Source organism: Cellulomonas sp. ACRRI (assembly GCF_022346185.1).
Classification (GTDB): Bacteria; Actinomycetota; Actinomycetes; order Actinomycetales; family Cellulomonadaceae; genus Cellulomonas.
The window spans coordinates 24,093-48,673 of the sequence record NZ_JAKRMS010000013.1 but is presented as its reverse complement, the minus strand read 5'-3'; the positions used below and the strand labels follow the sequence as shown (position 1 = coordinate 48,673).

General features: G+C 75.5%; 21 protein-coding genes. 13 read left to right on the top strand and 8 right to left on the bottom strand.

Annotated elements, in window-relative coordinates; translation table 11 throughout:
• The first annotated feature begins 54 nt into the window (after positions 1–54).
• The 4 genes from MHY85_RS04795 (at position 55) to MHY85_RS04780 (ending at position 5,918) form a co-directional block, all read left to right on the top strand.
• Complete coding sequence (locus MHY85_RS04795) at positions 55–930, top strand: carbohydrate ABC transporter permease (protein ID WP_239193635.1); 876 nt, start codon at positions 55–57, stop codon at positions 928–930.
• A gap of 77 nt (positions 931–1,007) precedes the next feature.
• Positions 1,008–2,321, top strand: coding sequence for a sugar ABC transporter substrate-binding protein (locus tag MHY85_RS04790; RefSeq protein ID WP_239193629.1), 1,314 nt, complete (start codon positions 1,008–1,010; stop codon positions 2,319–2,321).
• A gap of 100 nt (positions 2,322–2,421) precedes the next feature.
• The gene (locus MHY85_RS04785) at positions 2,422–4,188 is read left to right on the top strand and encodes a beta-galactosidase family protein (RefSeq protein WP_239193628.1); all 1,767 of its coding nucleotides are present in this window, start codon (positions 2,422–2,424) and stop codon (positions 4,186–4,188) included.
• Between the two features lie 128 nt (positions 4,189–4,316).
• Positions 4,317–5,918: a PAS domain S-box protein gene (locus MHY85_RS04780; protein WP_239193627.1), complete on the top strand. Its 1,602-nt coding sequence runs from the start codon at positions 4,317–4,319 to the stop codon at positions 5,916–5,918.
• Between the two features lie 38 nt (positions 5,919–5,956).
• Here MHY85_RS04780 and mtnN read toward each other — a convergent pair whose 3' ends face one another.
• From mtnN to MHY85_RS04760, 4 genes are all read right to left on the bottom strand, one after another.
• Positions 5,957–6,703 (bottom strand): 5'-methylthioadenosine/S-adenosylhomocysteine nucleosidase, encoded by a 747-nt coding sequence (mtnN, locus tag MHY85_RS04775; RefSeq protein WP_239193615.1) that lies wholly within the window; start codon positions 6,701–6,703, stop codon positions 5,957–5,959.
• Positions 6,700–7,152, bottom strand: coding sequence for an S-ribosylhomocysteine lyase (locus tag MHY85_RS04770; protein WP_239193633.1), 453 nt, complete (start codon positions 7,150–7,152; stop codon positions 6,700–6,702). Before MHY85_RS04770 ends, mtnN begins: the two co-directional genes overlap by 4 nt.
• Positions 7,153–7,266: 114 nt before the next feature.
• Entirely contained in the window at positions 7,267–8,256 is a 990-nt protein-coding gene (locus MHY85_RS04765; RefSeq protein ID WP_239193613.1) for a DNA-3-methyladenine glycosylase, read from the bottom strand.
• A gap of 61 nt (positions 8,257–8,317) precedes the next feature.
• Positions 8,318–9,151, bottom strand: a complete 834-nt coding sequence (locus MHY85_RS04760; RefSeq protein ID WP_239193611.1) for an alpha/beta fold hydrolase — start codon at positions 9,149–9,151, stop codon at positions 8,318–8,320.
• Positions 9,152–9,246: 95 nt separating this feature from the next.
• Between MHY85_RS04760 and MHY85_RS04755 the strand changes: the two genes are divergently transcribed.
• Positions 9,247–9,843, top strand: coding sequence for a TetR/AcrR family transcriptional regulator (locus MHY85_RS04755; RefSeq protein WP_239193609.1), 597 nt, complete (start codon positions 9,247–9,249; stop codon positions 9,841–9,843).
• Between the two features lie 9 nt (positions 9,844–9,852).
• Here MHY85_RS04755 and MHY85_RS04750 read toward each other — a convergent pair whose 3' ends face one another.
• Together MHY85_RS04750 and MHY85_RS04745 are read right to left on the bottom strand one after the other, a co-directional pair.
• Positions 9,853–10,821, bottom strand: a complete 969-nt coding sequence (locus MHY85_RS04750) for an alpha/beta hydrolase (RefSeq protein ID WP_239193607.1) — start codon at positions 10,819–10,821, stop codon at positions 9,853–9,855.
• Complete coding sequence (locus MHY85_RS04745; RefSeq protein WP_239193605.1) at positions 10,818–12,281, bottom strand: MFS transporter; 1,464 nt, start codon at positions 12,279–12,281, stop codon at positions 10,818–10,820. Before MHY85_RS04745 ends, MHY85_RS04750 begins: the two co-directional genes overlap by 4 nt.
• A 125-nt stretch (positions 12,282–12,406) precedes the next feature.
• Here MHY85_RS04745 and MHY85_RS04740 point away from each other — a divergent pair, with 125 nt between their 5' ends.
• Together MHY85_RS04740 and MHY85_RS04735 are read left to right on the top strand one after the other, a co-directional pair.
• On the top strand, positions 12,407–13,303 hold the full coding sequence (locus tag MHY85_RS04740; protein WP_239193603.1) for a DUF72 domain-containing protein: 897 nt from the start codon (positions 12,407–12,409) through the stop codon (positions 13,301–13,303).
• A gap of 253 nt (positions 13,304–13,556) precedes the next feature.
• Entirely contained in the window at positions 13,557–14,048 is a 492-nt protein-coding gene (locus MHY85_RS04735) for a hypothetical protein (RefSeq protein WP_239193601.1), read from the top strand.
• 306 nt (positions 14,049–14,354) lie between these two features.
• On the opposite strand, the gene MHY85_RS04730 is transcribed toward MHY85_RS04735, so the two are convergent.
• Both MHY85_RS04730 and MHY85_RS04725 read right to left on the bottom strand, forming a co-directional pair.
• On the bottom strand, positions 14,355–14,732 hold the full coding sequence (locus tag MHY85_RS04730) for an RNA-binding S4 domain-containing protein (protein ID WP_210417418.1): 378 nt from the start codon (positions 14,730–14,732) through the stop codon (positions 14,355–14,357).
• 118 nt (positions 14,733–14,850) lie between these two features.
• On the bottom strand, positions 14,851–15,852 hold the full coding sequence (locus MHY85_RS04725; RefSeq protein WP_239193599.1) for a ketopantoate reductase family protein: 1,002 nt from the start codon (positions 15,850–15,852) through the stop codon (positions 14,851–14,853).
• A gap of 106 nt (positions 15,853–15,958) precedes the next feature.
• Here MHY85_RS04725 and MHY85_RS04720 point away from each other — a divergent pair, with 106 nt between their 5' ends.
• The 6 genes from MHY85_RS04720 to MHY85_RS04695 all read left to right on the top strand — a co-directional run bounded on the left by MHY85_RS04720 (position 15,959) and on the right by MHY85_RS04695 (position 24,556).
• Positions 15,959–17,182, top strand: a complete 1,224-nt coding sequence (locus tag MHY85_RS04720) for an amidohydrolase (protein ID WP_239193597.1) — start codon at positions 15,959–15,961, stop codon at positions 17,180–17,182.
• Positions 17,183–17,301: 119 nt separating this feature from the next.
• Positions 17,302–18,666 carry a S1C family serine protease gene (locus tag MHY85_RS04715; protein WP_239193595.1) on the top strand — a complete coding sequence of 455 codons (1,365 nt, stop codon included), beginning with the start codon at positions 17,302–17,304 and terminating at the stop codon, positions 18,664–18,666.
• Between the two features lie 222 nt (positions 18,667–18,888).
• Positions 18,889–19,896 carry a LacI family DNA-binding transcriptional regulator gene (locus tag MHY85_RS04710; RefSeq protein ID WP_239193593.1) on the top strand — a complete coding sequence of 336 codons (1,008 nt, stop codon included), beginning with the start codon at positions 18,889–18,891 and terminating at the stop codon, positions 19,894–19,896.
• Positions 19,893–20,975: a LacI family DNA-binding transcriptional regulator gene (locus tag MHY85_RS04705; protein ID WP_239193591.1), complete on the top strand. Its 1,083-nt coding sequence runs from the start codon at positions 19,893–19,895 to the stop codon at positions 20,973–20,975. The genes MHY85_RS04710 and MHY85_RS04705 overlap by 4 nt, the downstream gene beginning before the upstream one ends.
• Before the next feature lie 255 nt (positions 20,976–21,230).
• On the top strand, positions 21,231–23,183 hold the full coding sequence (locus tag MHY85_RS04700; RefSeq protein ID WP_239193589.1) for a glycoside hydrolase family 127 protein: 1,953 nt from the start codon (positions 21,231–21,233) through the stop codon (positions 23,181–23,183).
• Between the two features lie 104 nt (positions 23,184–23,287).
• Positions 23,288–24,556 carry a sugar ABC transporter substrate-binding protein gene (locus MHY85_RS04695; protein ID WP_239193587.1) on the top strand — a complete coding sequence of 423 codons (1,269 nt, stop codon included), beginning with the start codon at positions 23,288–23,290 and terminating at the stop codon, positions 24,554–24,556.
• Positions 24,557–24,581 lie beyond the last annotated feature (25 nt).

Here is a 24,581-nt window from a genome sequence, read left to right as displayed (position 1 = left end):
CGATCGCGAACACCGCGCGCTTGCCGGGGAACGAGAACTTGGCGAGGCCCGCGGCTGCGCACCCCCCGTCGCCGGCACAGCGCCGACAGGCCGCGCCGCAGCGTGCTGCTGACCGTGCTCACCGCGGTCGTCGGGATCTACGCGCTGATCCCGCTCGCGTGGCTGGTGATCAACGCCAGCAAGACCCAGTCCGACCTGTTCGACTCGTTCGGCCTGTGGTTCAGCGGCGACTTCGCGCTGTTCTCCAACATCGCGGACACGCTGACCTACGACGACGGCATCTTCCTGCGCTGGCTCGGCAACACGCTGCTGTACGTGGTCGTCGGTGCCGGCGGCGCCACGGCCCTGGCCGTGCTGGGCGGCTACGGCCTCGCCAAGTTCTCGTTCCCCGGCAAGCGCGCGGTGTTCGCGATCGTGATCGGCGCGGTGGCCGTCCCCGGCACCGCGCTGGCCGTGCCGACCTTCCTGATGTTCAGCCAGATGGGCCTGACCAACACGCCGTGGTCGGTGATCATCCCGTCGCTGATCTCGCCGTTCGGCCTGTACCTGATGTGGACGTTCGCCGCCGAGGCCATCCCCACCGAGCTGCTGGAGGCGGCGCGGATGGACGGCGCGGGGGAGCTGCGCACGTTCGGCCGCATCTGCCTGCCCCTGCTCGGGCCCGGCATCGTCACGGTGCTGCTGTTCACGATGGTCGCGACCTGGAACAACTACTTCCTGCCGCTGATCATGCTGAAGAACCCCGACTGGTACCCGCTGACGCTCGGCCTGAACGCGTGGAACGCGCAGGCCGCGACCGCGGGCGGGCAGGCGATCTTCAACCTCGTGCTCACTGGCGCGCTGCTCACGATCGTCCCCCTGATCGCCGCGTTCCTGCTGCTGCAGCGGTTCTGGCAGTCCGGCCTGTCCGCCGGCTCCGTCAAGGAGTGACCGGCGCCCGACCGCGCCCGGGCGTCCGCGCCCGTCCCCGTCCGTCCCGTTCTGACAACGAAGTGAGAGGACCCCGCATGACCACCACCCCCTCCCGGCTCTGGCGCGGCGCAGCCGTCGCCGGCGCGCTGGCCCTGGCCCTGACCGCCTGCTCCTCCGGTGGCGACTCCGGCTCCGGGTCGGGCTCCGACGCCGCCGACGGCGGCTCCCTGACCGTCTGGGCCTGGGACAACACGGTCGAGCCGATCGCCGACGCGTACATGGAGGAGCACCCCGACGTCACGATCGACGTCGTGAACGCCGGCACCAACACCGACGAGTACACGGCGCTGCAGAACGCGGTCGCGGCGGGCTCCGGCGTGCCGGACCTCGCGCAGATCGAGTACTACGCGGTGCCGCAGTTCGCGATCGGCGAGGCGCTGGCCGACCTGACCGAGCTCGGTGCCGACGACCTCGACGGCACCTACAGCCCGGGCCCGTGGAGCGCGGTGCACCAGGGCGACGGCATCTACGGCCTGCCGATGGACTCGGGCCCGATGGCGCTGTTCTACAACACCACGGTGTTCGAGAAGTACGGCGTGCAGGTGCCGACCACGTGGGACGAGTACCTCGCCGCCGCGCGGGCGCTGCACGCCGCCGACCCGAACGTGTACATCACCAACGACACCGGCGACGCGGGCTTCGCGACGTCGATGATCTGGCAGGCCGGTGGCCACCCGTACCAGGTCGACGGCACCGACGTGACGATCGACTTCACGGACGAGGGCTCCACGAAGTTCGCCGAGATGTGGCAGCAGCTGCTCGACGAGGACCTGGTCGCCCCGACCTCCTCGTGGAGCGACGAGTGGTACCAGGGCCTGGGCAACGGCACGATCGCCTCGCTCGCCATCGGCGCCTGGATGCCCGGCAACCTCGAGGCCAGCGTCACCCAGTCGGCGGGCCAGTGGCGCGTCGCGCCGCTCCCGCAGTGGGAGGCGGGCCAGACCGCGTCGTCGGAGAACGGCGGGTCGGCGCTGTCGATCACGGAGGCGAGCCCGAACAAGGAGCTCGCCTACGACTTCCTGACCTACCTGTCGAACGGTGCCGGCACGAAGATCCGCATCGACGCCGGCGGCTTCCCGGCCACGACGGCCGACCTGGAGTCGGACGAGTTCCTGAACAAGGAGTCCGACTACTTCGGCGGCCAGAAGATCAACGAGGTGCTCTCGCAGTCCGCGGCCGACGTCGTCGAGGGCTGGCAGTACCTGCCGTACCAGGTGTACGCGAACAGCATCTTCAACGACACGGTGGGCCAGGCGTACGTCGGCTCCACCACCCTGACCGAGGGCCTCGCGGACTGGCAGCAGCAGTCCGTCGACTACGGCAACGAGCAGGGCTTCACCGCGAAGTGACGCCGGTGGGCCGGCGGCGGGCGACCGCCGCCGGCCCGCCCCGCCGGGCTGCAGCAGCGCCGGCGCGCACCCCACCGAGACCCGGGAGCACCACCCCGCCATGCCCACGTTCGAGATCGGCGACACCGACTTCCTGCTCGACGGCCGCCCGTACCAGGTGATCTCCGGCGCCCTGCACTACTTCCGGGTGCACCCCGGGCTGTGGGCGGACCGCATCCACAAGGCCCGCCTCATGGGGCTCAACACGATCGAGACGTACGTCGCGTGGAACGTGCACGCCCCCGAGCGCGGCCGGTTCGACCTGGAGGGCCCGCGCGACCTCGGCCGGTTCCTCGACCTGGTCGCGGCGGAGGGGATGCACGCGATCGTGCGGCCCGGGCCGTACATCTGCGCGGAGTGGGACGGCGGCGGACTGCCGGGCTGGCTGCTCGCCGACCCGGAGGTGGGCGTGCGGCGGCACGAGCCGCGCTACCTCGCCGCGATCGAGGAGTACTACGACCAGCTGCTGCCCCTGGTCGCCGAGCGCCAGGTCACGCGGGGCGGGTCGGTGATCGCCGTGCAGGTGGAGAACGAGTACGGCGCCTACGGCGACGACCAGGAGTACCTGCAGGCGCTGATCACGATGAACCGGGAGCGGGGCATCGAGGTCCCGCTGCTGAGCTGCGACCAGGCCGACGACGCCATGCAGACCCGGGGCAGCGTCCCGGAGCTGCACCGCACCGCGACCTTCGGCGCGCGCGCCACCGAGCGGCTCGCGCTGCTCCGCCGGCACCAGCCGACCGGCCCGCTGATGTGCATGGAGTTCTGGAACGGGTGGTTCGACTCCTGGGGGCAGCACCACCACGTCGCCCCGGCCGAGGTGAACGCGCAGGACCTGGACGACCTGCTCGCGGCGGGCGCGTCGGTCAACCTCTACATGTTCCACGGCGGGACGAACTTCGGCTTCACCAGCGGGGCGAACGACAAGGGCACCTACCTGCCGATCACGACCTCGTACGACTACGACGCCCCGCTCGCCGAGGACGGGACACCGACCCCCAAGTACGTCGCGATGCGCGAGGTGATCGCGCGGCACGCCCCGGTGCCCGACGAGGTCCCGGCACCGCGCACGCCCGCGCCGGAGCTCACCGTCGACCTCGACCGGCGCGTCCCCCTCGCCGAGGCGCTGCCGGCCCTCGGCGACCCGCGGGACTGGGACCACCTGCCCACGACCGACGAGCTCGGCCACTGGTCCGGCTTCACGCTGTACCGCACCCGGGTCACGGCCGAGGACCGGGTGCTCACGCTCGACGAGGTCCGCGACCGGGCGCTGGTGGCGCTCGACGGCGAGCCGGTCGGCGTGCTCAGCCGGACGGAGCACAGCCGGACGATCGCCCTGCCCGCCCGGGACGGCGAGCTCACCCTGCTCGTCGAGGACCAGGGGCGGGTCAACTACGGCCCGCGGATCGGCGAGCCGAAGGGTCTCATCGGACCCGCGCGCACCGCCGTGCGGGAGCTGACGGACTGGTCGGTGACGCCGCTGCGGCTGGACGGCGTGGAGCCGGGGCTGGCCGCCCTGCTGGACGCCGCGCCCGCCGCCGACCCCGCGGCGCCGGTCGCCGGCCCGGCGTTCCTCCGCGGCACCTTCGACACCGTCGCGGGCGCCGACCACTTCCTGCGCACCGACGGCTGGGGCAAGGGGCTGGTCTGGGTCAACGGGTTCCTGCTGGGGCGGTACTGGAGCGCGGGCCCGACGGCGACGCTGTACGTGCCCGGGCCCCTGCTGCGGGCGGAGGGCAACGAGGTCGTCGTCCTGGAGCTGCACGGCGCCGCCGCGGCGCGGGTGGCGTTCGCGGCGGGGCCCGACCTCGGCTCCTCGGAGGTCTGAGAAGTCACCCGCCCGCCACCGCGGTCCACCCGGTCGGCCCCTCAGATGACCTGCGAGGACGCCGATGACACGTGCAGGTCCCCGGCAGGTTCGCCGGGGCGGCACGTGCAACAGCGAGGGATCGGGACGTGGACGGCGCAGGGTCGCAGGAGTGGGAGGCCGCCGAGGGCGCCCGGGTGCTGCGCGGGGCCTTGGCGGCGCTCACCCGCGACGGCACGTTCCCCCTCGACGGGCTCACTCCGCGCTCGCCCGCGTCGGCCGCCGAGGGCGCCGGGCGCGTCCCGGGCCTGCCGCGCCGCCGGCGGCGCGTCGAGGCGGGCGACGCGGCGGCACCCGAGGACCTGGCCGCTCTCGCCGCCCGGCAGGCCCACCGGCTCCGCCAGCTCGAGACGCTGATCGAGGCGGCGCCGGTCGGCATCGGCCTGGTGCAGCTCGACGGCCGGACCCCGCTCACGAACGACACGCTGCGCCAGCTGCTCGGCTACTCGACCGAGGAGTTCGCGGCGATGCCGTTCGCGGACTACACCGTCCCCGAGGACCAGGCGGAGAACGACCGGCTGTTCCGCGCGATGGTCGACGGCGAGAGCGGCACCGACGGCTTCGCGATGCAGAAGCGGTTCGTCCGCAAGGACGGCAGCACGCTGTGGGTGGACCTGACGGTGTCGCTGGTCCGGGACGCGGACGGGCGGCCGGACTACGCCATCGGCATGGTCCAGGACATCACCGAGCGCAAGCGGCTGGCCGACGAGCTCGCCGCCGCCGAGCTGCACTACCGGCTGCTCGTCGAGCACGTGCCCGCGGTCGTGTACATCGCCGAGCCCGGTCCGGGCGGCCGGTTCGAGTACGTCAGCCCCCGGCTGGAGTGGATGCTGGGGCGCTCGCCCCAGGAGTGGCTGGACGACCCGGGGGAGTGGTCGCGGGCCATCCACCCGTCCGACCGCGCGATGCGCACCCACGAGGAGGCGCTGCGCGAGGGCCTCGGCGTGGGCGGGCAGCTGCCGTCGATCACCTACCGGCTGCGGCACCGCGACGGGTACGACGTCTGGGTGCGCGACGACGCCGTGCTCCGGCGGGACAGCGACGGCCGGCCGCGGCTGCACGGCGTGCTGGTCGACGTCAGCCAGGAGAAGACGCTCGAGGAGCGCCTGGCGCACATGGTCGACCACGACGCGCTGACCGGGCTGGTGAACCGGGCGCACTTCCACCGGCTGGTGGACGAGGCGCTGGCCGGGCGGGTCGACGGGCGGCGCGGGGTCGCGGTCCTCTACGTCGACCTGGACGACTTCAAGGCCGTGAACGACAGCTTCGGGCACGCCGTGGGCGACCGGGTGCTCGTGGCGGTCGCCGACCGGCTGCGCGAGCTCGTGCCGCCGACGGGCGCCGTCGCGCGGTTGGGCGGCGACGAGTTCGCGGTGCTGGTCACCGGCACGCCCGCGGCCGTGCGGCGCGCGGTCGCGGCGGTGCAGGGCATGGGCCAGGTGTCGGTCCCGGTCGGCGGCGCCTGGGCGCGGGTGAGCGCGAGCGTCGGGGCGGCGTCGGCGGGCTGCGCGCACACCACGGAGAAGCTGCTGCACGACGCGGACCAGGTGATGTACGACGCGAAGCTCGGTGCCGGCCGGCCGGGGCGGGGTGGCGCGCGACGCGGTCCCGCCGGCGGCCGGCGCGCGGGCGACCGCGGTGCCGCGGGCGGTGGCACCGGCGACGAGGGCGGCCGGCGCGCCGGGGGCTGAGGCGGATCCTCGAGTCCCCGGCGCGCCGGTCGTCGTCGTCAGGCGGTGGCGCCCACCCGGGCGAGCATGCCCAGCACCACGGCCGCGGAGCGGTCCGCGGCGTCGTCCACGTGCGTGAGGAAGTCGTCCGCGCCGGCCGGGCCGCACAGGTCGGAGATGCCGCGCACGGCGAGGAACGGCACGCCGTAGACGTGCGCCACCTGCGCCAGCGCGGTGGTCTCCATGTCGGTCGACAGGCCGGCGGGGAACTGCTCGCGCACCGGGCCGACGAGGCTCGCGTCGACGAACGCGTCGCTCGACAGCATCAGCCCGGCGCGCACCGTGAGGTCGCCGGCGTCGGCACCGAGGGCCGACCCGCGCAGCGCGGTGTCCCCGTGGTACGTCGCCGGCATGCCCGGGACCTGGCCCAGCGCGTAGCCGAACGCCCGCGCGTCCGCGTTGGTGTACACGTGCTCGGTGCCGACGACGACGTCGCCGACGTGCACGCCCGCCTGGACACCGCCCGCGCTGCCCGCGCTCAGCAGCGCGGCCGGAGCCGCACCGCCCCGGGCCGCCGCGACCAGCACCAGCGCCGCCGAGGCGGCCGACGCCGCGTTCGCCAGGCCGATGCCGGAGCGGACCAGCAGCACGTCGCGGCCGCCGACGGTCAGCACGTGGTGCTCGGCGCCGCCGACCGTGGCGGGGTCGCCGACCGCGTCGGCCCGCTGGAGGAACGGCGCGGCCTCGTCCGGCATCGCGACCGAGACGACGACGTCGACGCCCGCCAGGGCGCTCGTCGCGATCACGCGGTCACCTGGCTCCACTCGGCGCGGTGCGCGAGGAACTCCCGCGCGGCGCCCTGGGCGCCCTCCAGGGTGTGGTTGGCGCCCCAGCCGCACTGGACCTCGTTGGCGGCGGGCACCTCGCCGGCGGTGGTGATGTCCTCGAGCGTCTCGGCGACCAGGTCCTGGACGTCGGAGTCGGCCCACTCGCCCTGCAGGATCAGGTAGAACCCGGTCTGGCAGCCCATCGGGGAGAAGTCGATCACCCGGTCGCTGTGGTTGCGCGAGTGCTCGGCGAACAGGTGCTCCAGCGAGTGCACGACCGGCATCTCCAGGTGCGCCTTGTTGGGCTGCGCGAACCGGATGTCGTACTTGCTGATCACGTCGCCCGCGGGGAGCGCCTTCTTGTCGGCCAGCCGGATGTACGGCGCGGCGACCGTCCGGTGGTCGAGGTTGAACGACTCGACGTTCATGCGGGGCTGGTTCACGGGACTCCCTCGAGGGTGCTCGGTCGGACGAGATCATTGTGCAGCGGTCCGCCGGGCCGCGGTATTCCGGGCACGGAGGCCGGACGGAGGTGTCGCGGCTCAGGCCGGGCGGACCGCGCGCGGGGGCCGCGGGCGGGTGCGGGGCGCGCGGGACCGGTCGGTGAGCTCCAGCAGCCGCACCACCCGGCCGCGGTGCGGGGCCCACGGCGCGAGCACGTCGAGGACCTCCTCCTGCTCCACCCGGCGGCCGGCGATCGCGGTGCCGACGAGCCGCGGCAGGTGCAGGTCGCCCACGGACACCGCGTCCGCGTCGCCGAGCGCGCGGCGGGTCGTCTCCGCGACGGTCCACACGCCGACCCCGGGCACGGTCGCGAGCCGGCGCCGCACCTCTGCGGCGGCGCCCGGCGCGTCCGGGGCGACGTCGAGCACCTCCTGCAGCCGGCGGGCGACCGCCGCGGCCCGCAGGATCGTCGAGGACCGCTGGTCGTCGACGCCCGCCCGCCGCCAGTCCCACACCGGGACCCGGCGCCAGCCGAGCGCGTCGGGCGGCACCCGCATCCCCGCGGGCGCGGGCCCCGGCGGGACCTCGCCGTGCCGGAGCAGCAGCCAGCGCCACGCGTGGTGCGCGTCCACCGTGACCACGCGCTGCTCCAGCACCGCCGGGACCAGCGCACCGAGCACGTCGCCGGTGCGGGGGATGCGCAGGCCGCGCAGCCGGTGGTGCGCCGCGGCGAGCACCAGGTGGCCGGCGGCGTCGAAGGTGCGGGGGTCGTCGCGCGCGCCCAGCAGGTCCGGCACCCCGGCGAGCGCCCGCGCCGCGCCCGGGCCCCACGCCGCCGCGGCGACGCCGCCGGGACCGGGCCGCAGGTGCAGGGTGGCGGGGCCGTCCGCGGTGCGCAGCGCGTGCCACACCGTGCCGTCCCGCTCGATCCGCAGCGCCGGGTCGAGGCCGCCGCGGCGGACCAGCATCAGCGTGAGCCGGAGGTCCAGCGGGCCGTCGGGGACGTACCCGCCGGTCAGCGGGGCGCCGCGGTCGCCGGGCGGCGCCGGGTGGGCCGCGGCGCGCTCGGGACGGCTCGGGTGCTGCACCCCACCAGCATGCCGGACGGGGCCGACAGGCCCCGCCCGGCCGCCGCCGGCCCGCGCGACGTCAGCGCCCGAGGAAGTCGAGCAGCACCTCGGTCACCTCGGCCCCGTGCGTCCAGAGCATGCCGTGCGGCGCGCCCTCGATCTCGACGTACTCGGCCTGCGGCAGCGCCGCGTGGAACGGTCGCCCGGTGGCGTCGATCGGCAGGATCCGGTCCGCGGTGCCGTGCACGATCAGCGTCGGCACGTCGACCTTCGGCAGGTCGCCCCGGAAGTCGGTCAGCCAGGCGGGCACGACCGCGCTGGACGCGAACCAGGACGAGCCGGCGGCGACGTCCCACGAGTGCCGGAGCGCCTCCTCGGACAGCCGCGACCCGAGGTTCTCGTCGGTGTTGTAGAAGTCGGCGTAGAAGCTGGTGAAGTACGCGTACCGGTCGGCGGTCACCGCCTCGACGATGCCGTCGAAGACCTCCTGGGGGACGCCGGTCGGGTTGTCGTCCGTCCGCAGCAGGAACGGCTCGAGCGAGGCCAGGAACACCGCCTTCGCCACGCGCTCGGAGCCGTACGTGCCGAGGTACCGGCCGACCTCGCCGGTGCCCATCGAGAACCCGACCAGGACCGCGTCGCGCAGGTCGAGGGTGTCGAGCACCGTCTTCAGGTCGGCCCCGAACGTGTCGTAGTCGTAGCCGGTGGTGGGCTGGCTCGACTGCCCGAAGCCGCGGCGGTCGTAGGTGATCACGCGGTAGCCGGCGTCGAGGAGCGCGGCGGACTGCTTCTCCCACGAGTGGCCGTCCAGCGGGTAGCCGTGGATCAGGACGACGGGCTGCCCCGTCCCGTGGTCCTCGTAGTAGAGGTCGATCGACGTGGTGTTCTCGGTGCCCACGGTGATGTACGGCATGGCCAGCCCTCTCCTCGGTGCGGAGAACGGTCGTTCTCTGCGATGTCGCCTACAGTAGAGAACGAACGTTTTCCACGCAACCCCCGGAGGTGGCGATGAGCCAGGTGCACGGGACGGCGCGTCCGGCGCCGTCCGACGACGAGCTGCGCGAGCGGGTCCTGGACGCGGCGGACCGGCTCTACTACCGGCGCGGCATCCAGGCCGTCGGCATGGACGAGCTGCGCACCGAGGCCGGCGTCCCGCTGAAGCGGCTGTACGCGCTGTTCGGCGGGAAGGACGCGATCGTCGCGGAAGTGCTGCGCCGGCGCAGCGCGCTGTGGGAGCGCGGCGTGCGCGGCGCCGTCGACGCCGCCGGCACCCCCCGCGAGCGGCTGCTCGCCGTGTACGACCACCTCGCCGCCTGGTTCGGCGAGACCGACTTCCACGGCTGCATCTTCATCAACTCGTTCGGCGAGCTCGGCGGGTGCTCGCCCGACGTCGCCGAGATCGTCCGCGCCCACAAGGCGACGTTCCAGGACTACGTCGCGGGCCTCGTGGCCGACGCCGGCGGACCGCCCGTGCTCGCGGCCCAGCTCGCGATCCTCGCGGAGGGAGCGCAGACGACCGCCGCGATCGCGGGCACGGCCGAGGCGGCGGCCCAGGCGCGGTCGGCGGCGGCGACGCTGATCGACGCGGCGGGGCTGCCGGGCTGACGCCGGGGGTCAGGCCGCGCGGTGGTCCTGCACCCGCGCGAGGAACTCCGTGACGGTGCCCAGGTACTCCGCGCGCGGCCCGTCGGCCGAGAGCGCGAGGTCGTGGATGCCGCCCGGGACCGTCACGAGCGTGACGTCGTCGCCGAGCCGGGGCGTGCGGGACCAGATCTGCTGGACGTCGAGCACCGTGTCCTGCGCGTCGAGCAGCGGGTTGGACCGGGAGTTCGGCCCGGACTGCGCGGCGGTGCACACCAGGACCGGGACCTCGATGTGCAGCCCGCGGGCCAGCCGGGCCTGGCCCCGGCGCACCGCGCGCAGCCAGCCCGCGCGCACCGGGAAGCCCTCGGCCGGCTTGAGCGCGCGGTCGTACGTCCAGCGCCCGCCGTTGTCCGCGTGCAGGTGCCACGAGTACGCGGACGGCCCGTCGGCGAGCACCCGCATCCGGTCGACCGGCCCGAGGCTGTCCAGCACCCAGGTCGACACCACCCGGTGGAACCACCGGGAGTTCAGGTCGAACCACGGGCTGTTCAGCACCAGGGCGTCCACGGCGCCGCGGCCGCCGGGGCTGTCCGCCCACAGCGCCGCCGTGAGCCCGCCCGTCGAGTGCGCGTGCACCGTGAGCCGGTCGTGGCCGAGCTCCTCGCGCAGCAGCCGGGCGGCCAGGCCCAGGTCGGCGCGGTACTCCGCGAGGTCGTCGACGTAGTGCGGCACCTGGCCCTCCCGCCAGGACCGGCCGCACCGGCGCAGGTCGAGGGCGTAGAACGTGTGGCCCGCGGCGGCGAACGCGTCCGCCAGGTGGGTCTGGAAGAAGTAGTCGTTGAACCCGTGCACGTGCAGCACCGCGCTGCCGCCGGGGGCCGCGCCGGGCTCCGGCGCGCGGCGGACGACGGTCGCCACCAGGTCCGGGTCCGTCGCCGACAGCGCGAGCGTGCGCTGCTCCCAGCCCGGCCCGAGCGGGTCGGGCCGCCAGCCGGTCACGCGCGCCCCGGGTCGGCCGACGCGCGCGCCCCGGGCCGGGCCGCGGCCAGGTGCAGCGGCAGCAGCGCGGCCAGACCGAGGGCGATGACGAGCACGATCCCCAGGATGCCCCACCGCTGCGACCCGGCGAGCGCCACCGCGGTCGAGAACGCGAACGGCGCCAGGAAGCTCGCCGCGCGGCCCGTCGTCGCGTACAGGCCGAAGATCTGGCTCTCCCGCCCGGGCGGCGCGAGGCGCGTGAGCAGCGACCGGCTCGCCGACTGGGCCGGGCCCACGAACACGCAGAGCAGCAGCCCGCAGACCCAGAACGCCGACGTCCCCGCGCCGGCCAGGGCGAACGTGGCCACGCCCGCGACCACCAGCCCGACCAGCGACACGACGATGAGCACCCGCGGCCCGACGCGGTCGTCGAGCGCGCCCGCCGCGAGCGTTGCGACGCCGGCGACGACGTTCGCGGCGATCGCGAACACCACGACCTCGCTCGCGGAGAACCCGAACGTGCCGGAGGCGATCACGGCCCCGAACGTGAACACGCCCGCGAGCCCGTCGCGGTACACGGCGCTCGCCAGCAGGAACCCCACGGTGCTGCGGGACGTCCGCCACAGGTCGCGCACGTCGGCCACGATCCGGCGGTACGCGTCCACGACGCCGGGCCGGCGAACCGCCGCCGCGGCCGCCGACGGGTCGTCGGGGACGGCCAGCAGCACGGGGACCGCGAACACCCCGAACCAGAGCGCCGAGACCAGCACCGCGACCCGGATGTTGACGCCGTCCTCGCCGGTCACGCCGAACCAGCCGACCTCCGGGTTGATGAACCCGACGAACAGCACCAGCAGCAGCACGATGCCGCCCAGGTAGCCCGCCCCCCAGCCGAGCCCGCTGACCCGGCCGAGCGTGGCCGGGGTCGCCACCCGGGGGAGCAGGGCGTTGTAGTGCACGCTCGCGAGCTCGAACGTGAGGTTGGCGGTCGCGAGCAGGGCGATCCCGAGCAGCAGGTTGGCGGTGAGCGAGTCCGGGTCCGGCCGGACCAGGACCATCGCCGCGCACAGGGCGACGGTGATCGCGGTCTGCACCGCCAGGTTGCGGCGGCGGCGCCCCGAGCCGTCCGCGCGGGTGCCGCTCAGCGGCGCGAGCAGCGCGATCAGCACGCCCGCCGCCGTCAGGCCCCAGCCGAGCCAGGTCGAGTGCCGGGCCAGCGCGGCGTCCAGGGCGTCGCCGCCCTCCGCGACCACCGCCGGGTCGACGAACGCGTCGCTCGTCAGCCAGCGCGTGAACACGAACGTCGTGATCACGGCGTTGAACGCCGCGGAGCCCCAGTCCCACAGGGACCAGGCGACGACGCGGCCGCGGGAGCCGGGGGCCGGCGCGCGCGTGGGCGCGCCGGCGCGGCCCGGGTCCGCGGCTCGGGGCGTCGGCGGGCCGGGCGGCGTCGGCGGCAGCGGGGCGGGGTCGGCGTGCACCCGCCAGGCATACCGTCATCGGGCGTCCCGCGCGTGTCGAACGGCTGAACGCGCGGCGACGCGGGCGGCGGCGTCACCCGTCCGGAGCGGTTGCCGCGCCCGCGGGCCCTGCCTACGGTCCGGCCATGACCGCGACCGTCCGCATCGGCATCTCCGGCTGGCGGTACGCGCCGTGGCGCGGGGTGTTCTACCCGAAGGGCCTGCCGCAGCGCCGCGAGCTCGAGCACGCCTCCCGGCACCTGGGCACCATCGAGATCAACGGCTCCTTCTACGCGCTGCAGCGCCCGGAGTCGTACCAGGCGTGGCGCGCGGAGGTCCCGGAGGGCTTCGTGTTCTCCGTCAAGGGCGGCCGGTTCGTCACGCACATGAAGAAGCTCGCCGACGTCGAGGTGCCGCTGGCGAACTTCTTCGCGTCGGGCGTGCTCGCGCTCGGCCCGGCGCTCGGCCCCGTGCTGTGGCAGCTGCCGCCGACGCTCGGCTACGACCCGGACCGGCTGGCGCGGTTCTTCGACCTGCTGCCGCGGACGACGGCCGCCGCGGCCGAGCTGGCCGGGCGGCACGACGAGCGGCTCGACGACCGCGCGTTCACCACCACCGACGCCGACCGGCCGCTGCGGCACGTGCTGGAGGTGCGGCACGCGTCGTTCGAGACGCCGGAGTTCCCGGCGCTGCTGCGCGAGCACGGCATCGGGCTGGTGGTCGCCGACACCGCCGGCCGCTGGCCGTACCTGGAGGACGTGACGTCGGACCTGGTCTACGTGCGGCTGCACGGCGACTCCGAGCTGTACGTCTCGGGCTACGACGACCCGGCGCTCGACCGGTGGGCGGCGCGGGTGCGGGCGTGGGCGGCCGGCGGGGAGCCGGGCGACGCGCGCCGGCTGGGTCCGCCGGCCGCTGCGGTGCCGGAGGGGCGGGACGTCTACGTGTACTTCGACAACGACGCGAAGGTGCGGGCCCCGGTGGACGCGATGGCCCTGGCGGCTCGCCTGGGCGTCGGTCCGCCGGGGGCGCGCCACCTGTGAGTGTGCAATGGGTTCTCACTTTCGACCGATTTGTCCGCGAGGCCGCGAGGCCTTTGCGTCGCGCGGAGACGGTGCGTTACCGTCATTTCTGGGGGGCGTCCGATCAGCCGCGCAGCTCGAAGGAGAGATCATGCGCAATGCTCGACGTCTTGTCATCGCCTGTGCGACATCGATCGCGCTCGTGGGTGTGGGTGCTCCGCTGGCAGCCGCGGATGCGACCGGACCTGCGCTCACGGCCGAAGCGGTGCGAGAGATGCTGCCTCCGACGGAGAGGGTGCGCTGGGACGCGCTCACCGACGACGAGCGCACCCAGACCCTGGAGATCCTCGGGGACGACGGCTTCGGCAATCCGGCGGCCGTCGACGAGATCGAGGCGCGTTGGGACGAGGTGGAGGTCGTCGAGGAGGCGGGCGGTGACCCGAGCGGGACCCGCTCGACCGCCCGCACCCACTGGTACAGCCAGAACTGGACGATCCTCGGCATCACGTACACGGAGATCAAGACCACGATCGGGTTCACCGCGAACGGATCGAAGGTCGTGAGCGTGAACCGGTGCTACGGCACGTACACCAACTACGTGCCCCTGCGTTCGATCTCGAGCGCGAGCTGGTCCGAGAGCACGGCGACGACCGCGACGTGCAAGACCGAGTGGTCGCTGGGGCGCCCGCTGCAGTCGACCGTGACCGGCATCCAGGGCCTGCGGGTGTCGGGAGACGGCGTGCTGCTCCTGACGTGGAAGGTCTGAGTGTTCGGCCTTGCGCCGCTGGAGGCACTCGTCGTCGTGCTGTGGTTGGTCGGGGTCGTCGCCGCGCTCCGGGTGCTGCGCCGTGGAGGGCTGGCGCGGGGTGCGGTCGCGGTTGCCGTCGCATTCTTCTTGCCCGTTGCCGGAAGCCTGCTCGCGATCTTCCTCGCATTCGTCGAGTGGCGTTCGCGGTCAGTTTCCCTGGGGGCACGTGAGGGGGGATGACGACATTCTCCGGGGTCGACCTCGCCCGTGCGCCGACCGACACGACGCCGCCTGTTCAGCCGCGACCAGGATCGCAGGCGGGCGTCAGCCGCGGCCGCGGAGGCGGTCGATCTCCCGGCGCTCGCGCTTGGTGGGTCGGCCGGCGCCGCGGTCGCGCTGCGCCGCCACCGCCACCTGCTCCGGGGGCGGGGGCGCCGGGGTGCGGTCGACGTAGCACCGGGCGGCGGGCTCGGCGCCGACGCGGCGCTCCAGGACGTGCGCGACCTCGACGATCCGCTCGGGACCCTCGCCCCGGACCCGGACCTCGTCGCCGACCTTGACCGACGTCGCCGGCTTGGCGCGCTCGCCGTTGACCCGCACGTGGCCGGCGCGGCACGCGGTCGCCGCCGCGGCGCGGGTCTTGGTGAGCCGGACGGCCCACACCCAGCGGTCGACCCGGGTGGACGGCGGCCCCGCGGGCAGCGGCTTCGCGGCGGGCGCGGGGGAGCCCGTCGCCCCCGGACCGCCCGCGGCACCGGGGCCGGCCTCGTCGCCGGCCGCCCGGCCCGCCGCCTCGTCGCTCAGCACGTCGCCGCTCCGGTCAGGCCGCGGTCCGGGCGGCGCCGAGGATCTCGGTTGCGTCGTGCCCGCCCGGCTGCTCGCCCGCAGCCGCGGCGGCCTCGGCCAGCCGGAGCAGTGCCGCGTTGAGCGGGGTCGCGACCCCGTGCAGGCGGCCGAGCAGCACGATCTCGCCGTTGAGGTAGGCCGCCTCGATCGACCCGGCGCCGCGCACCAGGCTCTGCCACGACGACCCGCCCCGCCGGGTGACGCCCGGCAGCTCGGCGAGGGTGAAGTCGCCGCGGGCCTCGGCCTCCTCCTCGGGCGACGTCGGCTCGATCCCCGCCGCCGCGAGCACCGCGCGCGCCTCCGCGACCGTCGCGGACAGCAGCTCCTTCGCGGCCGGCTCGCGGACCGGGCCGCACAGCGCCTCGACGGCGTTCCCCAGGTTGCTCAGCAGCTTCGCGTACTTCCACGCCATGACGTCCCGCACCACCGGTGCGCGGAAGCCCACGGCCGCCAGATCCGCCGCGACGGCCGCCAGGTCCGGGTCCGGCGCGCCGGCCGGGTACGAGCCGAGCGTGAGCACCCCGGTCACGGGGCTGCCCGCCGCCGAGACCCGGCCGGGCTCGAGGAACGTCGCGGGCAGCCAGACGCACATCCCGGCGACGCGGGCGAACCGGCGCAGCGCCGTGCGCTCGTTGTCGACGCCGTTCTGCGCGCACACCAGCAGCAGGTCCTCGCCCGCGGTGCGCCCGCCGGCGACCGGGCGGCCCGCCCACTGCGCCGTCGTCGCGGCGGTGTCCTGGCCCTTCACGGCGAGCACGAGGACGTCGCCGGGGCGCAGGTCGACGTCCTCCGGCCCGGCCGCCGTCGCGGCCCGGACCACCCGCGCGCCGGCCGGGGTCGTGAGGTGCAGGCCGTCCGCCCGCAGCGCGTCCAGGTGGGCGCCGCGCGCGACGAGCACGACCTCGCGCCCCGCCTCCGCCAGCAGCCCGCCGATGGTCCCGCCGACCGCGCCGGCGCCGATGATCACGTATCGCACGCGTGCCACCGTGCCACACGCGGCGCCCTCGCGGCGTGCGGGGCCGGTCGCCGGACGCCCGGGTCCCGGTGCGGACCGTCCCGGGCACCGACGTACGGTGGAGGTCATGACCTCCTCCGTCGTCGCCATCACCGGCGGCCATGTCGTCCCCGTCTCCTCCGACCCGATCGACGGCGGCACCGTCCTGATCCGCGACGGCCGCATCGAGGCCGTCGGCGCCGACGTCGCCGTCCCCGAGGGCGCGACCGTGATCGACGCGGCCGGCCGCTGGGTGCTGCCGGGCTTCGTCGAGGCGCACGGCCACGTGGGCATCCACGAGGAGGGCGAGGGCGTCGCCGGCAACGACACCAACGAGATGACCGGCCCGAACATGGCGGCGGTCCGCGCGATCGACGCGGTCAACATCGACGACGAGGGCTTCCGCGACGCGCTGTCGGGCGGCGTGACCTCGGTCGTCGTGAAGCCGGGCTCGGGCAACCCGATCGGCGGCCAGTCGGTCGCGATCAAGTCCTGGGGCGGCCGCACCATCGACGAGCAGGTCATCAAGGCGGCCGTCTCCGTGAAGTCGGCGCTCGGCGAGAACCCCAAGCGGGTGTACGCCGAGAAGAAGCAGACGCCGTCGACGCGCCTCGGCACCGCGCTGATCATCCGGCAGGCGTTCACCGACGCGCAGCACTACCGCGCGGCGCGCGCCGCGGCCGAGGCCAAGGGCGAGCCGTTCAAGGTCGACCTCGGCCTGGAGACGCTGGCGCGGGTGCTGGACGGCGAGCTCGCCTGGGACCAGCACGCGCACCGGCACGACGACCTGGTGACCGCGATCCGCCTGGCCGACGAGTTCGGCTACCGCCTGGTGCTCAACCACGGCACGGAGGGCCACAAGATCGCGGACGTCATCGCCGAGCGGGACATCCCGGTGATCTTCGGCCCGATGTTCACCTCACGGTCGAAGGTCGAGCTGCGGGACCGCGCGATCGCCAACCTGGCCGCGCTCGCGAAGGCGGGCGTCCGGGTCGCGATCACCACCGACCACCCGGTGGTCCCGATCAACTTCCTGGTGCACCAGGCGACGCTCGCGGTGAAGGACGGCCTGCCGCGCCAGACCGCGCTGGAGGCGCTGACCGTGAACCCCGCGGCGTTCCTCGGGCTCGACGACCGGGTGGGCGCGCTGGAGCCGGGGCGCGACGGCGACGTCGTGATCTGGTCGGGCGACCCGCTCGACGTGCACGCCCGCGCGGAGCACGTCCTCATCGAGGGCCGCACGGTCTACACGTGGGACGAGGCGACCCGGACGGCGCACGTGGTGGAGCGGTCGGAGCGGTTCACCGCCTGACCCGCGCGCCGGCGTCGGTTCATGGGCGGCGCTCAGGGAGGGTTCAGCGGTCGTCCGGGATCGGGGCGTTCTCTTGCTCCTGTCGGCGCCACAGCGGCGCCCCGCAGGAGGTGTCCGGAATGGACCAGCACGACCAGGCCGCCCAGTCGACCGAACCGCAGCAGCCCGCAGCGCACCCCGGCGACGCAGTGCTCCCCGGGGACCCGGCCGCCGCCCCGCCCGCCCCGCGCCGCTCCCGCCGGCGCCGCACCGCCGTCGCCCTGGTCGCCTCGGGCGCCGTCGCCGGGGCCCTGGTCCTCGGCGGGTCGGCGGTCGCGCTCGGCCGGCCCGCGGGCACCGCGGGCACCGGGCTCACCGCCTCGGCGGGCCGCGACGGCTCCGCGTCCGGCATCGGCGGGTGGAGCGGGGCCACCGGGTCGCAGGGCGGCTCGTCCTCCGGCTACGGGTACGGGGGGTCCGCGCCGTCGACCGGCCTCCCCGGCTCCTCGTCCGGGTCGGGGTCGACCGGCACCGGCACCCTGGACACGAGCACCGCCACCGAGGCCCAGCAGCAGGGCGTGGTGCTGATCGACACGGTGCTCGGCTACCAGTCCGCCGAGGCCGCGGGCAGCGGGATCGTGCTCACCTCCGACGGGCTCGTGCTGACGAACAACCACGTCGTCGAGGGCGCCACCGAGATCACCGTCACGATCGGCGCCACCGGCGAGACGTACACCGCCCAGGTGGTCGGCACCGACGCGACCGCCGACGTCGCGGTCCTCCAGCTGGAGGGTGCGTCCGGCCTGACCACCGCGACGCTCGACCCCGACGACGGCCTGGCCGTGGGCGACGCGGTCACGGCGGTCGGCAACGCGCAGGGCGGCGGCGTGCTGCTCGCTGCGGACGGCACCGTCACCGCGCTGGACCAGTCGATCACCACCCAGGCCGAGGGCGTCTCGTCCGGGGAGTCGCTGACCGGGCTGATCCAGGTGGACGCCGACGTGGTGTCGGGCGACTCCGGCGGTGCGCTGCTGGACGACCAGGGCGAGGTCGTCGGCATCACGACCGCCGCGTCCTCCGGCTCGTCGGACATCACGGGCTTCGCCATCCCGATCGACGACGCCCTGGACGTGGCGACGCAGATCGTCGCGGGCCAGGACTCCGGCACGATCACGCTCGGCTACCCGGCGTTCCTCGGCGTGCAACTGGCGACCGGCGCCACCTCGACCGTCCCGGGCCCGGGCGGCCTCGGCGGGGCGACCGGCTCCACCGGCGCCGGCGCGATCGTCGCGGGTGTCATCGACGGAACCCCGGCGGCGCAGGCCGGCCTGGCGGCGGGCGACGCGATCACCGCGGTCGACGGCACCGCCGTGGCGGACGGCGACGCGCTGAGCGCGGCGCTCGCGGCGCACGCCCCCGGCGACCAGGTGACGCTGACCTGGACCACCGCCGACGGCACCGCGCAGACGACGACCGTCACCCTGATCGCGGGCCCGGCGGACTGATCCCGGCGCCCGGCCCGGGCGCCGGGCCGCCCGCTCCCCGGGTGGCCGGGCGCCCGGTGGCCGGGCGCCCCGCGCCGCGCGGCCTACCGTCTCCTGCCGTGCCCACGACGATCGGCGGCGGCCGGACCGGAACGCGTAGGCCGGGCCGCCTGGGCGGCCCGGCGGCCCGGCGGCCGGGCGCTCCCGCCCGCGCCCCACCGGCAGGCCCTACGCTGACGCACCATGGCCGTCACGATGCAGGACGTCGCGCGCCGCGCCGCCGTGTCCGTCAAGACGGTGTCCCGGGTGGTCAACGACGAGCCGCACATCAGCCCGGACAAGCGGGCGCGGGTGCTCGCGGCGATCGAGGAGCTCGGCTACCGGCTCAACCCCGCCGCGCGGACGCTGCGCACCGGCCGGTCCGGCGTCATCGGCCTCGGGCTGCCCGACCTGCGCGAGCCGTACTACGCCGAGCTCGCGCACGCCGTGCTCCAGCAGGCCGGCCGGCGCGGCCTGACCGTGCTCGTCGACCCGACCGGCGGCGACCGGGACCGCGAGCTCGCGCTGCTGCGCGGCCGCGGCGGCGGACTGGACGGCGTGCTGCTGTACGCGCTGGGCGTGGGGGCGGAGGACGCCGACGCCGCGGCGCTGCCCGCGGTGCTGCTGGGGGAGCGGGTCGAGCCGGGGGTCGCGGCGGCGGTCGACGCCGACCCCGCGGTCGCCGCCGCCGTCGCCCACCTGGTCGAGACGGGACGGCGGCGGATCGCGGTGCTCGGGGCCGACCCCCGCCCGGGGTCGCCCGGCGCTCGCCGCACCGCCGCCTTCCGCCGGGCCGCCCGCGACGCCGGCCTCGACGTCGACGAGGCGCTGCTGCTCGACGTCGGACCGCGCTGGGGCCGCCAGGCGGGCGCCGAGGCCGCGGCCCGGCTGCTGGACTCCGGCCGGCCGGTCGACGCGCTGGTCGCGCACACCGACGCGCTGGCCCTGGGTGCGCTGCGCGCCGCGCTCGACCGGGGGCTGCGGGTGCCCGAGGACCTGGCCGTCGTCGGGTCCGGGGACACCGAGGACGCCCGGTACGCCGTGCCGTCCCTGACGTCGATCGCGCAGGGGACCAGCGAGGTCGCCGGCACCGCCGTCGCGCTGCTCGAGGACCGGATCGAGGGCCGCGCGCCGCGGGCCGACGGGGCGCGCGCGGCGGCCGCGGTCGAGCTGCGGCTGCGCGAGTCCACGCTCGGGGTGGGGGTCGCGTGACCGCCGCCGCCGAGGGTCCCGCCGAGGGCCCCGCCGACCGCACCCCGGCGGACCCCGCCCGGCCCGTCACGATGGCGGACGTCGCGGCGGCGGCCGGCGTGTCGGTCAAGACCGTCTCGAACGTCCTCGCCGGGCACGCGCACGTCCGGCCCGGGACCCGCGACCGGGTGCTCGCCGCGGTGGACGCGCTCGGCTACCGGGTCAACCCGTTCGCCAGCCGGCTGCGGTCGGGACGGACGGGCGTGATCGCGTTCGCGCTGCCCCACCTGTACCAGCCGTACTTCGGCGACCTGGCCGAGCGCGTCATCGCCGAGGGGGAGCGCCGCGGGCTGGCCGTGGTCATCGAGCCGACCGACGCGGTGGCGGCCGCCGAGCGCGCGGTGCTCACCGGGGGTCGCCGGCAGCAGGTCGACGGCGCGATCGTGTCGCCGGCGGCGCTGAGCCCCGCCGAGGTGGAGCGGCTGCGCGTCGAGGGCCCGGTGGTCCTCCTGGGGCCGCGGCTCGGCGCGCCGCCGGCGGACCAGGCCGTGATGGACGACCGCGGGGCCGCGCGGACCGCGGTCGCCCACCTGCTCGCCACGGGCCGGCGGCGGATCGCGGCGATCGGCGCGACGCCGAGGGGCGGGTCCGCCGCCCTGCGCGAGGCGGGGTACCGGGACGCCCTCGCGGCGGCCGGCGTCCCCGTCGACGACGCCCTGGTGCTCGACGCGCCCGACTGGGACCGCCGGTCGTCCGGCGCGGCGGCGGCGGTGCGGCTCCTGGGGTCCGGGGCGCCGTTCGACGCGGTGTTCTGCTTCAACGACGCCATGGCGTTCGGCGCGCTGCGGGTGCTGGCCAGCCGGGGGCTGCGCGTGCCGGACGACGTCGCCGTGGTCGGGTTCGACGACACCGAGCAGGCCCGGTTCTCGACCCCGCCGCTGACCTCCGTCGACCCCGGGCAGGAGCAGATCGCCCGGACCGCCGTCGAGCTGCTGGTCGACCGGATCGGCGGGTACGCGGGGGAGCCCCGCGTCGTGGTGGCGGAGCACCGGCTCGCCGTGCGGGAGTCGACCGGCGGTCCGCGGACGCCCGTCGCCTGATCCCCCGTTCGTGGCGCGACCCTCCGTCCGATCGGGGTGCGTCGCGACGGACCGACGGGAACCGGGTCGACCGCGGCGTCGTGACGTGCATCGATGTCAGGTGGCTGCTCGGGGTCGGTGCCGCGTTCTCGCCCAGCATTGCGCGGGGGCAGTACCGCTACGCGTCGGCATCGCGGGCTCACGGGGTTGACATCGATGTAATCGGACAGCACAGTGGCTCCCGCACCGTTGCACCGCTCACGGCGAGGAAGCCTCATGACGCACGCGGCCACCACCGCACCCACCGCCCGCCCCGCGCAGCCGCTGCGCGCGCACGCCGGCCCGGTCGCCCCGCGCGCCACCGAGCGCCTGGTCCAGCGCCCGCTGCCGGCCTCCGCGGTCCGCCTCGACCCGGCCGGCCACCTCGGCCGCTGGCAGCGGCTGAACGCCGGTGCGACGCTGCCGCACAGCATCGGGATGCTGGAGGACAGCGGCGCCCTGCCGAACCTGCGCCGGGTCACCGGGGAGCACGAGGGCCCGTTCGTCGGCTACCAGTTCGCCGACTCGGACGTCTACAAGGTGCTGGAGGCGATCGGCTGGGAGATCGGCCGCACCGGCACGGACGCATTCGACGGCTTCCTGGACCGCACCCTCGACCTGCTGGAGCGCGCGCAGGACGACGACGGCTACCTCAACTCGTTCGTGCAGGTCGACCGGCCCGCCGAGCGCTGGGCGGACCTGCGCTGGGCGCACGAGCTGTACTGCGCGGGGCACCTCATCCAGGCCGCGGTCGCCCTGCACCGCGGCGCCGGGCGGGCCGACTACCTCGCGCTGGGTCGCCGGTGCGCCGACCTGGTCGTCGCCACGTTCGGGCCCGGGGGCCGTGCCGGCTACTGCGGCCACCCGGAGGTGGAGACGGCGCTGGTCGAGCTGTACCGCGAGACGGGCCACGAGCCCTACCTGGCCACGGCCCGCAGGATGGTCGACGAGCGCGGGCAGGACCTGGCGCTGCTCGGCCCGGACCGGCTCGGCGCGCACTACTTCCAGGACCACGCCCCCGTCCGGGAGTCGCTCGAGGCGACCGGCCACGCCGTGCGGCAGCTCTACCTGGACGCCGGCGTCACCGACGTGTTCACCGAGCAGGGCGACGACACCCTGCTCGCCGCGATGCGCGCGCAGTGGGACTCGGCCCACCACCAGAAGATGTACGTGACCGGCGCGATGGGTTCGCGGCACTTCGACGAGTCGTTCGGCGACGCCTACGAGCTGCCGCCGGACCGCGCCTACGCCGAGACCTGCGCCGCCATCGCCGACGTGCAGTGGTCCTACCGGATGCTGCTGGCCGACGGCGGCTCGCGGTACGCCGACGCGATCGAGCGGGCGCTCTACAACGCGGTCGCGGCGTCGGTGTCGGCGGACGGCCGGTCGTTCTTCTACTCCAACCCGCTGCACCTGCGCGAGGGGCATCGCGAGGAGAAGAACGCCCCGTCCCGGCGCACGCCCTGGTACTCCTGCGCGTGCTGCCCGCCGAACATCGCCCGGCTGGTGGCGTCGCTGCACGCGTACCTGGCGACGGCGACCGACGACGCCCTCCGAGTGCACCTGTACAGCGCGGCGACGATCGCGGTCCCGGAGCACCTCGGGACCGGGACGGTCCGCGTCGACACCGCGTACCCCGCCGACGGCCGGGTGCTCCTCGAGGTCGACGGCGACCTCACCGGCTCGCTGGCGCTCCGCGTGCCCGGCTGGGCCGACCGGGTCCGGGTCACGGTGGACGGCACCCCGCTCGCCGCGGCCACCCGGGCCGACCTGCCGCTCGAGGACGGCTACCTGGTGCTGCCCGCGGGCACCCGCCGGGTCGAGCTCGACCTGGACATGCCGGCCACCGCGGTCGCGGCGCACCCCCGGGTGGACGCCGTGCGCGGCTCGGTGGCGCTGGTGCGCGGCCCGGTCGTCTACTGCGTCGAGCAGGCCGACCACCCCGACGGCCCGTCCGTCGAGGACGTGCGGCTGCGCGCCGGCGGCGCGCTCACCGTGGTCCCGGGTGACGACTCGCTGCCGCGCATCGCCGCGGAGGGCGTCGCCGCCGAGGTGGCCGACGCCCCGCTGTACGGGGCGGGCCCGCGCGTCCCCGCCGCGGGCGCGCCCGTGCGGCTGACCGCGATCCCCTACGCGCAGTGGGGCAACCGCGCCCCCGGCGCCATGCGGGTCTGGCTCCCGCTCGCCTGACCGGCGTCCGGCGCCGCGGCCGAGCGGCCCGGCGCCGGACGACCCCACGACGCACGACCCGGCCCGCGGGGGCCGGCACCCCACGACGAAGGGACGGCGCGACGATGCGCAGACGGGTCAGGAGGGCGGCCGCGCTGGCCGCCGCGGTGGTGCTCGGCGCGAGCGCCTGCGCGAGCGGGCCCGGTGGCGGAGGTGACGACGACACCGTGACGCTCTGGGTCCGCGACTACCAGAAGGCGATCATGGGGACGCTCGCGGACGAGTTCAACGCGACCCACGACACGCAGGTCGAGGTCACGCTGGTCCCCGCGACGAGCTTCGTGCAGAAGCTCGGCACCGCGGTGGCGGCCTACCAGGGACCGGACATCGCGTCGCTGGACCTGGTGTTCGCGCCGTACTTCGCCTCGGCGGGCGTGCTGGCCGACGTCACCGAGCGGGTCGACGCGCTGCCGTACGCGGACGACCTCAGCCCGGCGCACCTGGACCAGGTCACCTACGAGGGCCGGACCTACGGCGTCCCGTTCACGGGCGACGTGTCGGTGATGTTCTACAACAAGACCCTGTTCGCCGAGGCCGGGCTCGACCCCGAGGTCCCGCCGGCCACCTGGGCCGAGGTGCAGCAGGCCGCCGAGGCCGTGGCGGCGCTCGGCGACGGCACGAACGGGTTCGTGTTCTCCGGCGCGTGCGGCGGCTGCAACATTTTCTCGCTGACCCCGCTGGTGTGGGCGTCCGGGGGCGACGTGCTGAACGCCGACGGCACCGAGGCGCTGCTCGACTCGGACGAGGTCGGCGGGGCCCTCCAGCTGTACCGCGACCTGTACGACGCGGGCACCATGCCCGAGCTGGTGCGCACCGACGCCGGGCCGAACGCGGCGAGCGCGTTCCAGTCCGGCACGGTCGGCATGCGGTTCGACGGCACGTCGTTCATGTCGACGCTGGTGTCGGACGGGTCGGTCGACTTCGGCGTCGCCCCGATCCCCGGGCAGGACGGCGGCTCCGCCTCGTTCGCCGGCGGCGACGTGCTGTCCGTGATGACCGGTGCCGACAACCCGGACGGGGCCTGGGAGTTCCTGCAGTGGACGACCGACCGCGACGCGCAGCAGGTGCTCGCGGACCACGCGATCCTGCCGATCCGGATGGACCTGCTCGACGAGATCTACGTGCCGCAGGACCCCCGGTTCGCCGTGTTCGCCGACGCCCTGTCCGTCGGGCACGTGCCGTACTCGATCGTCGAGAACGAGCTGTTCAACGACAACAACGGCGTCTGGGCCGGGCTGGTCCAGGACGCCGTGTTCGGACCCGGCAGCGTCGCCGACGCGCAGGCCGCGGCCCAGGAGGACGCCCAGGCGATCCTCGACAAGGCGAACGACTGACCTCATCCGCGGGGCACCGCGCCCC

Excerpts from the sequence above, each read along its gene's own strand:
- MHY85_RS04740 (WP_239193603.1), top strand. The coding sequence starts at position 12,407 with ATGACCGCGACCGTCCGCATCGGCATCTCCGGCTGGCGGTACGCGCCG.
- MHY85_RS04710 (WP_239193593.1), top strand. The coding sequence starts at position 18,889 with ATGGCCGTCACGATGCAGGACGTCGCGCGCCGCGCCGCCGTGTCCGTC.
- MHY85_RS04735 (WP_239193601.1), top strand. The coding sequence starts at position 13,557 with ATGCTGCCTCCGACGGAGAGGGTGCGCTGGGACGCGCTCACCGACGAC.
- MHY85_RS04770 (WP_239193633.1), bottom strand. The coding sequence starts at position 7,152 with ATGAACGTCGAGTCGTTCAACCTCGACCACCGGACGGTCGCCGCGCCG.
- MHY85_RS04720 (WP_239193597.1), top strand. The coding sequence starts at position 15,959 with ATGACCTCCTCCGTCGTCGCCATCACCGGCGGCCATGTCGTCCCCGTC.
- MHY85_RS04700 (WP_239193589.1), top strand. The coding sequence starts at position 21,231 with ATGACGCACGCGGCCACCACCGCACCCACCGCCCGCCCCGCGCAGCCG.
- MHY85_RS04695 (WP_239193587.1), top strand. The coding sequence starts at position 23,288 with ATGCGCAGACGGGTCAGGAGGGCGGCCGCGCTGGCCGCCGCGGTGGTG.
- MHY85_RS04755 (WP_239193609.1), top strand. The coding sequence starts at position 9,247 with ATGAGCCAGGTGCACGGGACGGCGCGTCCGGCGCCGTCCGACGACGAG.
- MHY85_RS04760 (WP_239193611.1), bottom strand. The coding sequence starts at position 9,151 with ATGCCGTACATCACCGTGGGCACCGAGAACACCACGTCGATCGACCTC.
- MHY85_RS04715 (WP_239193595.1), top strand. The coding sequence starts at position 17,302 with ATGGACCAGCACGACCAGGCCGCCCAGTCGACCGAACCGCAGCAGCCC.
- MHY85_RS04785 (WP_239193628.1), top strand. The coding sequence starts at position 2,422 with ATGCCCACGTTCGAGATCGGCGACACCGACTTCCTGCTCGACGGCCGC.
- MHY85_RS04790 (WP_239193629.1), top strand. The coding sequence starts at position 1,008 with ATGACCACCACCCCCTCCCGGCTCTGGCGCGGCGCAGCCGTCGCCGGC.